Genomic DNA, 10,930 nt, shown 5'->3' on the forward strand with positions numbered 1-10,930 from the left:
GTAGAGATTTGCGGAATACCGTATTTCTCCATGATGAATTGAGCCTGAGTACCCTTACCAGCGCCCGGAGCGCCCAGCAGAATGATACGCATTGCGTAAATCCCCTTGCTATGTAGTTTTTCTATGTGTTTTTACTTAAATAAATCGAAAATGCGGAAAACAAGCAACCTTACCATTTTCAGGGGGGTTGGCTCAAGGCGCGCGAGGCGAGACAGAGGGGTTCGATCAGGAAAATTCTGGGGAAATATAACTATAACAGCATGAAACTAAATAAAAAAAACGCCTCAGACACCTTACATACCTGAGGCGTTCTAATACTAAATTAAGCGGTTAATAGCTGGTTCATGCGGCGAATAAACTGATTAGGGTCCTCTAAGGTTCCTCGCTCAGCCAGTAGCGCTTGATCCAGTAATAACTCAACCCATTCAGCGAATTGAGTGTCATCAGCCACATCAGCGGCACGTTTGACCAAGCCATGCTCTGGATTCAATTCGAAGATGTACTTCACTTCCGGTGCTTGTTGGCCAGCAGCGGCGAACAATTTCGCCATTTGCGTGCTCATTTCATCCGCATCCGTGGTCACAATAGCCGGAGTATCCGTCAAACGGTGGGTTAGGCGAACATCTTTAACCCGCTCACCCAGCAGCGTTTTCACTCGCTCGACAAAAGGCTCCAGCGCTTTATCCGCTTCTTGCTGATCGGTGCGCTCTTCATCGGCCAGTTTATTCAATGAGTCATCTGCTTTGCTGACTGATTGGAAAACTTTGCCATCGAACTCAGTCAGGTAACTCATCATCCATTCGTCGATGCGATCAGACAACAGCAAGACTTCAATACCTTTTTTACGGAATAGTTCCAAGTGCGGACTGTTCTTGGCCGCAGCATAGCTATCAGCAGTGATGTAATAAATCTTCTCCTGCCCTTCGGCCATGCGGCTGACATAATCTTCTAGCGACACGGTCTGCGCGGAGCTGTCTGTCTGGGTTGAAGCGAAGCGCAGCAACTTGGCAATGGTATTTTTGTTGCTACCGTCTTCCGCTGGCCCCTCTTTGAGCGCCATACCAAACTGCTGCCAGAACTGCTGATATTTCTCAGCATCGTCTTTAGCCAGTTTTTCCAACATTTGCAGCACACGCTTAGTCAGCGCACTGCGCAGGTTCTGCGTTACACGGCTGTCTTGCAAGATCTCACGCGAAACGTTCAGCGGCAGATCATTAGAATCAATCAGGCCACGAACAAAACGCAGATAATTCGGCATGAACTGCTCAGCGTCATCCATGATAAACACACGTTGCACATACAGTTTCAGGCCGTGTTTATGGTCGCGATTCCACATATCCCAAGGCGCTTGCGCCGGGATGTACAACAGACTGGTGTACTCTTGCTTACCTTCTACGCGGTTATGACTCCAAATCAGTGGGTCAGTGAAGTCATGAGCAATATGCTTGTAGAATGCTGTGTATTCGTCGTCAGTTATTTCAGCTTTGCCGCGAGTCCATAGCGCCTGGGCTTTGTTGATTTTCTCCCAAGTGACGGTGCCATCTTCTTCATTTTTACTTTGGATTTCGACTGGCAGCGCAATATGGTCTGAATATTTGCTGATAACAGAGCGCAAACGCCAGTCATCGAGATATTCATCTTCACCCTCTCGCAGGTGCAATGTAATTTCTGTTCCACGGTCTTCTTTGGTGATATCCGCGATAGTGTAATCACCCTCGCCTGCTGATTCCCAGAACACGCCTGCATCTGCCGGCGTGCCAGCTGCGCGAGTGCGAACAGTGACTTTATCTGCCACGATGAAAGCAGAATAGAAGCCCACACCAAACTGGCCAATTAATTGGCTATCTTTCGCCTGGTCTGAACCGATAGATTCGAGGAATGATTTAGTCCCTGATTTCGCGATAGTACCGAGATTATCAATAACTTCTTCACGGCTCATACCAATGCCGTTATCACTTAGGGTCAAAGTGCGCTTTTCTTTATCAAAAGATAAACGCACACGCAGCTCACCATCGCCTTCAAACAATTCTGGGTGAGACAGTGCGCGGAAACGGAGTTTATCGGCCGCATCAGAGGCGTTAGAGATAAGCTCGCGCAAGAAAATTTCTTTATTGGAATAAAGCGAGTGAATCATCAAATGAAGAAGTTGTTTTACTTCTGACTGAAATCCACGGGTTTCTTGACCTTTCATACTCATTAATTACCTCAATCCAAATTACCGACAGGTTTACCCTATAGATTTCAAAAATACAGGCCGACGGCAAGCTCGTGAGCCCGATGAGCTGACTCCAGTCAGTGATTCGGGTGAACGAGTGCAGCCAACACACCTGCAATTTGAAAGATGACGGGTATAGATAAAATCGAACAATGAGGATCAAATGGGGTCAATTGCGGGGGTTTTCAAGCCTTAACGCAGAAAAAACAGAGAATCAGGGGCGATTGATTGAACATCACGGATGAAATTATTCATATGATAATCAATAACAAAACAATCGCCCACCCGATTAAATAGGATGGGCGCTGAAAGAAATCAGAACTTAATGGGATTTCGCCCCGCTAACGAGTGGGATAAGGTGGTGCCATCAACCATTTCCAACTCGCCGCCCACCGGCACGCCATGCGCAATACGGCTGGCTAACACACCATACTGGCCGCATATCTCAGCGATATAGTTGGCGGTCGCATCCCCTTCGACTGTCGGGTTGGTCGCCAGAATGACTTCAGTGATCGTTTCAGTTTCCAGCCGCTTTTCAAGCAAATCCAAACCAATATCACCGGGGCCTATGCCGTCCAGGGGGGATAAACGCCCCATCAACACAAAATAGCGCCCACCAAACTGGCCTGTTTGCTCAATGGCATGGATATCTGCCGGGCTTTCGACCACACAGATTTGACCATTTTGCTGCCGCCGCGGATTAGAGCAAATAGTGCAATGCTCTTGCTCGGTAAAGGTACGACAGTCAGCACAGTGACCAATTTCAGACATTGCGCGTGTCAATGACTGTGCCAGGCGCATTCCACCGCTACGATCCCGCTGTAACAATTGGAATGCCATCCGCTGCGCCGATTTCGGGCCGACACCCGGCAAACAGCGCAGCGCCTCCATCAATGATTCAAGGAGTGGACTGGTTTGCATCAGAACGGCATCTTAAAGCCTGGTGGTAACTGCATACCACTTGATACCGAAGCCATTTTTTCTTTTTGCGTTTCATCGATACGACGAGCAGCATCGTTCAATGCCGCAGCAATCAAATCTTCCAGCATTTCTTTATCTTCTTCAACCAACAGGCTTGGGTCGATTTCAACCCGGCGGCAGTTATGCGCCCCATTGATAGTCACTTTTACCAAGCCCGCGCCAGATTCACCGGTAACTTCCAATTTGGCGACTTCTTCCTGCATCTGCTGCATTTTTTCCTGCATCTGCTGGGCTTGTTTCATTAAATTGCCAATACCGCCTTTACCAAACATAGTCATCTCTCATCGCAAGGGGCCGCGTCAGTGCACCATGCACTTATCGCAGCGGTTAAACCGGTCGGATACTTTCTTCATCCAGATCGGCGTCGAAGAAACGACGCAGTGTCTGAATATTATTATCCGCGATAATTGACTGGCGTGCTTGTGCCAGTTTTTCTTCATAAATGGCCTGCCGCCACTCTAGCGGGGTACGCTCCGCCAGATTATCATCTTCGATAACACTTAGTGTGACCGTATTACCGTGTAATTCACTCAATGCATCTGCCAACGTCTTTTGTGCCGAGGGCGAGTTTAAATGGCGCTGAGCAGAACGCAAGTGAAGGCAAATATTACCCGGTTCTATTTCTTCTTTGAAAGCATTCAGCGCAAGTTGCTGCACCAATTTGGGAATATGTAACTTATCTATCTCTGCCGCCCACGAATCTCGCGCTGTCGCCTCTTGCGCCAACTTAGCAGAGAGTTCCGGCGTTTTTTCATGCTCCAACGCAGATCGCAATGCTTTCGGTGTTGCTACCGGCTCTGTCGGCACCTCTGGTTGGTTCTGCGCCGTCCAACGATAAGCTTCTTTCTTCGTCGGCTTATTTTCTGCCGTGGGTTTGGCGGCCAGTCGCTGCTGGCTGCGCTCAGTCACAGAAGCTAAACGCTCCAGCGCTGAGTTTACCGGCCGCGCTTTTCCTGGCGCTGCCGGCTCATTCTTTTTTGGTGTGGTCGTCCCCGACTGTCGCAGTAACTGCGTGCGCGCTTGCAGCAATTGCGCGGTAGAATCGGGAAGTTCGGTATTAACCGGCGCAGTGACACCTAATGGCGGAGCCTCATGCTGTGGTGCATGTTGGGCATAGGCCGGAGCCTGCATATGTTGCGGCGGCGTATTATCGGCCTGCGCCGCAGGAGCACTCACCGGCACTATTTGCGGTTCGGCAATGATGGCTTTAGGGTGAAATGCCAAGGCGCGCAATAAGGTCATTTCGACCCCCATGCGGCGGTCAGGGGCATATGCCAACTCTTTTCGCCCCACCAGCAATGTCTGGTAGTACAGCTGGATATCTGTCGGCGGTAGTGTTCGCGCCAGTTCGCGTAATCGCGGCTCAATAGTCGCGTAGTGATTATCCAGCATGGAGGGCAATAACTGCACCATCGCAATGCGGTGCAGCAAACTTAAGGTTTCGACTAACAGGTTTTCCCAGTCAACGCCGCGAGATGCCGCTTGCTCAAGCTGGGCCATCACTCGCGCGCCATCCGCACTCACTAACGCTTCAATAATTGCCAGTGGCTGCTCATCATCCAATGTTCCCAGCATTTGGCTGACGGTGGCGGTAGTGACATGACCATCCCCCATCGCAATAGCCTGATCAGCCAAACTAAGAGCATCTCGCATACTGCCATCAGCGGCGCGAGCCAATAATTGCAAGGCCCTTGCATCACTATTGATTTGCTCCGCTAGCAGTATTTTTTCGAGCTGGGCACGAATCACCTCAACATCAATGACCTTAAGGTGGAACTGCAAGCAGCGGGAAAGTATGGTGACGGGTAACTTCTGCGGATCGGTCGTCGCCAGCAGGAATTTCACATGGGCTGGCGGTTCTTCAAGCGTCTTCAATAATGCGTTGAAACTGTGCCGTGACAACATATGAACTTCGTCGATCAGGTAGACCTTGAAGCGGCCACGGGCGGGTGCATATTGGACATTATCCAGCAGTTCTCGGGTATCTTCGACTTTAGTGCGCGAGGCCGCATCGATTTCGATCAGGTCAACAAACCGGCCTTGCTCGATTTCCAGGCAATTAGCGCAGGTACCGCAAGGGGTAGCAGTAATGCCCGTTTCGCAGTTGAGACCTTTGGCTAACAACCGGGCAATAGAGGTCTTACCTACCCCACGGGTGCCAGAAAATAAATAGGCGTGATGAATTCGCCCTAATGAAAGGCCATTAGCCAACGCTGTCAGGACATGTTCCTGACCAACGACGTCTGCAAACGTTTTGGGGCGCCACTTACGGGCAAGGACCTGATAGCTCATTAATACCGGAGAAGTTGAATAATATAGAGGGTCATGCTAACACAGCCTCACTACTGACAGCGAGGCTGATATTTTCAGTACAATCAATGGCCGTCGAAATCAACCAGGCTGTAGCAAGTAATACCTTGGTCATTCAGGCGAGCTTCGCCACCTAAATCGGGTAAATTAATCACAAATGCGGCGTCGGTGACTTCACCACCCAGTTGACGAATAAGCTTAACCGTTGCTTCAATGGTTCCGCCGGTCGCCAGTAAGTCATCAATAACTAAGACTTTATCGCCCGGTTGAATACTGTCAGTGTGGATTTCGAGTTTGTCAGTACCGTATTCTAACTCATAGCTTTCGCTGATGGTTGCACGGGGTAATTTGCCGGGCTTGCGGACGGGAACAAAGCCAACACCAAGAGATAAAGCCACCGGCGCACCGAACAGGAAACCACGGGCTTCAGTACCCACAACCTTAGTCACGCCCTTATCCAGATAGCGCTCAGTCAACAGCTCAATGCTGGCGGCATAGGCTAATGGGTCTTCCAGCAAGCTGGTCACATCCCGGAACAGTATTCCCGTTTTTGGATAATCGGGGATGGTTTTGATACTGTCTTTAATATATTTAAGCTGTTGTGCTGTATTAGGTGCAGTAGCGGTCATAATTTGTGCCTGATAAAACTGCTGTACATACTAAAGCGCGGCCAGCCGATGCTAAAATGGCATCAACTGAGTAACTTAGCCTATCAACTCACCATGCCTCGATAGAGTAAATTACTGCATCTTTAACCTTAAAGACGCAACGAGGGAATATCCCGCGCACGAAAACGCTCAAATCTATGCAAACTGGCATTAAAATGCAACTGATGTGAACGGCTCAGAGCCTTTTTCGTTGCGATAGGTCAATAACTGGCATCCGCAACATAAATGTTAATAATAGCGTTAATATCACCAGCAAGATGATTCTGACCCACCAAATTTTCACCCACCAGAGCGAAATAGCAAACGTGAGTACCGTCACCAATATGGCTTTCCATTTAGCGCCTGGGGGCAAAGCCCGATGTTGTTGCCACGTGCGGATATAGCCACCAAACCATGAACGATAGAGCAGCCAATGATGAAAGCGGGGAGAGGAACGTGCAAAACACCACGCCGCCAGTAGCAAAAACGGCGTAGTGGGTAAAAGTGGCAGCACGACACCCAAGGTCGCTAAAATGACGGCCAGCCAACCTAAAGCTATCAACAACCAACGAGACATAAACTCCCTTTATAATAAGATGTCTTAATATGGTCCTATCAATAACGCATGCACGAGTCATCATCAATAGGTATTCTTGGCATTATTACCCCTAAATAGCGTTTTAGCCGCCCCTCGCTTGTCAGTCCTGGCATTCAAAGGCAAGCTAGCGAAAAGAATCCAGGAGAAGCACCATGAGTACAGAAAAGCTATTGCAGGTGCTTGAAAGCCAAATAGAGGCATTGTCGGCGCAGGTTGGCCCACAAGCCAATATGCCTTCTCAGCAAGCCCGTTTTGACCTGAAATTATTTGGCAATCATGGTAACCGCTTTCGTGATTATCTACTGGAAGTGCACAAAAACATGGCCCAATTGAAACTGGTCGTTGCAGAGAATCGCACACAGCAAGTCGCTTTTTTAGCTGAAAAGCTGGTCGCGCAAATATCGGCCTTACAAAGAGAGTTAGCCACTCAAAAGCTGAGAAAAACCAACCCTGAACCCAAATATAATAAGCTGGACCCTTACCATAAGCTGGCTGAGCATCAAGATTATGAGCGGCGCATACTGGCGATGATTCAGGACAGAGAGAGCCAACTGGGTAAACAAAATTTACTGACCGAGCAGCAAAAAATACAGAAAGAACTCGCCGCCTTGGAAGGCCGTTTGATGCGTTGCCGACAGGCACTGATAAAAATAGAGCGCAGCATTGAGAAGAAAGAGAGCGGTTTTTGAATATTTGTCACATTTTTTGAATCATTAGGGTTTCGATAGCGAATACTTTTCTATACTGTTTTATGCCTACCTTGTTTCAAGTTGCGGGGGCGGCTGGGTTGAATCTCCCATACCTTTGTTTATGTGAACTTATCGGTTTTTCTCACTTGCCGCCTCAGTACAGCTTGAAATCTATTAGGTAGATGAATTGAAATCAAGTCAGATGGGAACTGGCAGTAGCTTATCCTACCCGACTTTCCTCACTCACTGAAAATCAAATATTGGCCAGATTATGTCAGTTGAAAAAGCGTCACCAGAACTGCAACTGGCAGTAGATCTTATCTACTTGCTGGAATGCAATGAGATAGCGCCAGAAACAGCACTGGCAGCGTTAGCTATCGTGCAACTTGATTATCAGCGTAAGCTGCGCAATAAGACATCTGATTGACCCGGTTATTTCTGATGTTTAGCCAGGGCGATACCATCGAGTATCGCCTTGTTGCGGTTCATTGCATGCCTATCGATTAAGTTCACTGTTATCCCCCGTCCGACAGGGTTAAGCCAGGGGCTTATTAATATCCGGTAAATCAGGTTTGGTATCCCCAATGGCCGACTTCTGCGACGGTACCGAGGGGAGTTCTTTCGTATCAAAAGGCCGACTCACCTCTTGAATTTCTGTGCCATCAGGTTTGTGTAAATACACATCCAACTGATTAAACGCAATATTGATGTCATTCTCGCGACATAATTTATCAATAGCACTATTCAATTCATCTACTGTATAGCTACGGTCACGTAATTCGCGGACATACACACGCAATTCGTGATCAAGGGTACTGGCACCAAAGTTAAGGAAGAACACATGGGGCTCAGGGTCAGTCATAACCCGCGGATTTTCATGTGCGGCTTTTAGCAAAATTTCTTTTACTTTCGCTAAATCAGAACCATACGCAACCCCAACTTTAATAATTATCCGGGTAACAGTATCGGAGAGAGACCAGTTGATCAGGCGCTCGGTAACAAAGGCCTTATTCGGAATAATCACCTCTTTGCGGTCAAAATCAGTGATCGTCGTGGCACGAATACGGATTTTATTTACATTACCGGAAAAAGTCCCAATGGTAATGGTATCGCCGATACGAACAGGGCGTTCGAACAAAATAATCAAACCCGATACAAAGTTGGCAAAGATTTCCTGCAAACCGAACCCTAAACCTACTGATAGCGCAGCAACCAGCCACTGTAACTTATCCCACGAAACGCCAAGGGAGCCGAGTGCAGTTATGCCCCCTACGGCAGTAATCAGGTAAGTCAAAATTGTCGTGATAGCATAAGAGGTCCCCTGACGCAGTTGTAGCCGCGACAGCACCACGACCTCAAGTAAACCCGGTAAATTGCGTGTCAAAACATAAGTCACCACCAATGCCATTAATGCCACCAGCATATTTCCCAATGTGACCGCCTGAGCAACGCTCGCGCCCGCCACGGTTGTGGTGTAATGCCACAAAGAGATGCTGTCGAGATAGGAGATAACCGTTATCAAATCAGCCCAGATGGCATAGAAACAAGTGGCGAAAATCAGGAACAACACCATGGTGGTCAAACGCAATGACTGTTGGTTAATTTGTTCCAATGCAAGTGGAGGCTCTTCGACTGGCTCTCCCCCTTCTGCCCCCTCTTTTACCAAATTTTGTCGCCGAGCGATGGCTCGACGGTAGGCCAAGCGCCGCGCCGCAACCCCTAATCCACGAATAGCGGTCAGATAAACGATATTCCACAAGAATAATAAATAGAGGCTATCAATCCAGCGGCCTGCCAGTTGTAGAGTTGTGTAGAAATACCCTGCAACCATTAATCCAATCAATATGATCGGCGTTCCCGCAATAGCCGTGACTATCACGAGTCGAACCGCATGGGAATCTTTCTCACGCCAGCTATCACGGCAGAATGGATAGACGAACAACGCCAACAATGCCAATGCAATAACAATGACGACCTGCCCGATAACATCATCTACCAACCGAAGTGGGCTTTTCTCCCCCAAGGCAGACCAGAAGATAACAGGCAGCAATGCAGCCCCCAATCGCACCATTTGACGTCGATAATGGGCGCATCGGTCAGCGGCTATCATAAAGTGTCGCTCGGTAATGCCGCCTGGCGATAACATGCGATAGGTCAGGTCAAACACCAGCCAGAACAGAGCCAGACGTTGGAAGAAACTCCAGAAGAAATCACTAAGATTAAAATCTGAACGCAAACACCAATAACCTATACCCAATATGATCAGAGACCCTGGCAACACTTTCAGCAAGGTGAGCATGATGGCTTTCGGTGTGTGCATTTGACTGTCGTGTTTTAATTGCCCGACATCAGCGGCCAGACTATCCAGATGCTTATTAATGATTTTGTAGCGTGAGCGGATCACACCGACCACAATCAGCATTGGTATCAGGAATACCAGTGATTTCATTAATCCTGCTAATACATCATTCCATGACAGGGTAAAATTAAAATTACTCAATTCAGCTTTCACCGCCCCCGGCAGCGCTTTGAGCCAAGACCAATCCATCGGTTTATTACTGCTAACCCAAAAAATTTGCTGTGTCAGTGTATGTTGTAGTGACTCGTTAACACTCAATAACTGCTGCTGATTAATTTGCAGGTTAATTGCCAGAGTCAGTTGATTTCCCAGCTGTTTATTCAATTGATCTAACAATTCGCGACGAATATCAACGATTTGCCCCAGCGCATCTTCGACATCAGGGCTGACTTTCTCTTTACTGTCAGTCATCAGGGTTTGAATGTAGTCATCCCCTTGGAATAGCTGGTCACGCTGCTGATTAATTTCAAATTGTTCCAGGCGCAAATCAGCGATTTGTGGCCCCATATTGGTAATCAAGCCGGAAGTCGGCAAATTGAGTTGCTGCTGATACAGAATCCGAGAAAGCAGTAAACTGCCGCGTAAAACGGTAATTTGTTCCTTTAAATTACGTTCAGATTGCAATGCACGATCCAGCCAGTTTTTGACCCGGATATTCTGTTGTACCAGCGTGTTACCTTCTTTAGTGGCGTTAATCAGCCGCTGGCTCAACTCTTTGTTTATCGCCAATTCACGGCTGACCAAGGGGTCATTTTGGATATCAGTCGCATCATCAGGCACTTGCGCTTCTTTGGCTGTCTTCTCCGAAAGAATTAACCGTTTACCGCTCACCACCTCTTGCAATAGCTGAACATAACGCTCTAACTGATTAATGTGCGCAGTGGTGTAATCCCGCTGTTTTTGCAGTAAATCTTGTAAGGTGGTATTAGCTTCCAGATTTTTACGCTGTAAATCGAGCTGCGCATTTAGCATGACTTGTTCAGTCAATAGCGCTTGCTGTTGACTGGGCCGTAAAACTTCTTGATTCGGAGCCAATCCATTGAGTTGGTTGCGAATCTGCATTAAACGCATCGATGCGTTATACATAGCACTCTGCACGCGTTCTGGCTGAGTTTGCAGGGAGATTAGCTG

Annotated in this window: 10 protein-coding genes and 1 other annotated feature; of the genes, 2 read left to right on the forward strand and 8 right to left on the reverse strand. The window is 48.0% G+C overall.

The window, feature by feature from the left end; genetic code table 11:
- The 7 genes from ACNSO8_RS05370 to ACNSO8_RS05400 form a co-directional block, all read right to left on the reverse strand.
- Window positions 1-92 (reverse strand): nucleoside monophosphate kinase (locus tag ACNSO8_RS05370; RefSeq protein WP_148695432.1); only part of this gene is annotated, 92 nt, incomplete at its 3' end.
- A 230-nt stretch (window positions 93-322) separates the two neighbouring features.
- Window positions 323-2,191: a molecular chaperone HtpG gene (gene htpG / locus ACNSO8_RS05375; protein WP_418394035.1), complete on the reverse strand. Its 1,869-nt coding sequence runs from the start codon at window positions 2,189-2,191 to the stop codon at window positions 323-325.
- Window positions 2,192-2,530: 339 nt separating this feature from the next.
- On the reverse strand, window positions 2,531-3,136 hold the full coding sequence (recR, locus tag ACNSO8_RS05380) for a recombination mediator RecR (protein WP_418394028.1): 606 nt from the start codon (window positions 3,134-3,136) through the stop codon (window positions 2,531-2,533).
- The gene (locus ACNSO8_RS05385) at window positions 3,136-3,468 is read right to left on the reverse strand and encodes a YbaB/EbfC family nucleoid-associated protein (RefSeq protein ID WP_019081276.1); all 333 of its coding nucleotides are present in this window, start codon (window positions 3,466-3,468) and stop codon (window positions 3,136-3,138) included. The genes recR and ACNSO8_RS05385 overlap by 1 nt, the downstream gene beginning before the upstream one ends.
- A gap of 55 nt (window positions 3,469-3,523) precedes the next feature.
- Window positions 3,524-5,488, reverse strand: coding sequence for a DNA polymerase III subunit gamma/tau (dnaX, locus tag ACNSO8_RS05390; RefSeq protein WP_418394029.1), 1,965 nt, complete (start codon window positions 5,486-5,488; stop codon window positions 3,524-3,526).
- Window positions 4,130-4,194, reverse strand: a sequence feature (DnaX frameshifting element). (Overlaps the previous gene by 65 nt.)
- Before the next feature lie 83 nt (window positions 5,489-5,571).
- Window positions 5,572-6,135 (reverse strand): adenine phosphoribosyltransferase, encoded by a 564-nt coding sequence (gene apt / locus ACNSO8_RS05395; protein WP_418394030.1) that lies wholly within the window; start codon window positions 6,133-6,135, stop codon window positions 5,572-5,574.
- Between the two features lie 214 nt (window positions 6,136-6,349).
- Window positions 6,350-6,730, reverse strand: a complete 381-nt coding sequence (locus ACNSO8_RS05400; RefSeq protein WP_418394031.1) for a DUF454 family protein — start codon at window positions 6,728-6,730, stop codon at window positions 6,350-6,352.
- A 173-nt stretch (window positions 6,731-6,903) separates the two neighbouring features.
- Between ACNSO8_RS05400 and priC the strand changes: the two genes are divergently transcribed.
- Together priC and rsmS are read left to right on the forward strand one after the other, a co-directional pair.
- Window positions 6,904-7,440, forward strand: a complete 537-nt coding sequence (gene priC, locus ACNSO8_RS05405; RefSeq protein WP_418394032.1) for a primosomal replication protein PriC — start codon at window positions 6,904-6,906, stop codon at window positions 7,438-7,440.
- 271 nt (window positions 7,441-7,711) lie between these two features.
- Window positions 7,712-7,867: a pleiotropic regulatory protein RsmS gene (gene rsmS, locus ACNSO8_RS05410; RefSeq protein ID WP_418394033.1), complete on the forward strand. Its 156-nt coding sequence runs from the start codon at window positions 7,712-7,714 to the stop codon at window positions 7,865-7,867.
- A 108-nt stretch (window positions 7,868-7,975) separates the two neighbouring features.
- Here the strand turns inward: rsmS and mscK are convergent.
- On the reverse strand, window positions 7,976-10,930 hold a 2,955-nt coding region (mscK, locus tag ACNSO8_RS05415), incomplete at its 5' end, for a mechanosensitive channel MscK (protein WP_418394034.1).

Source organism: Yersinia sp. LJYL362, from assembly GCF_048323875.1.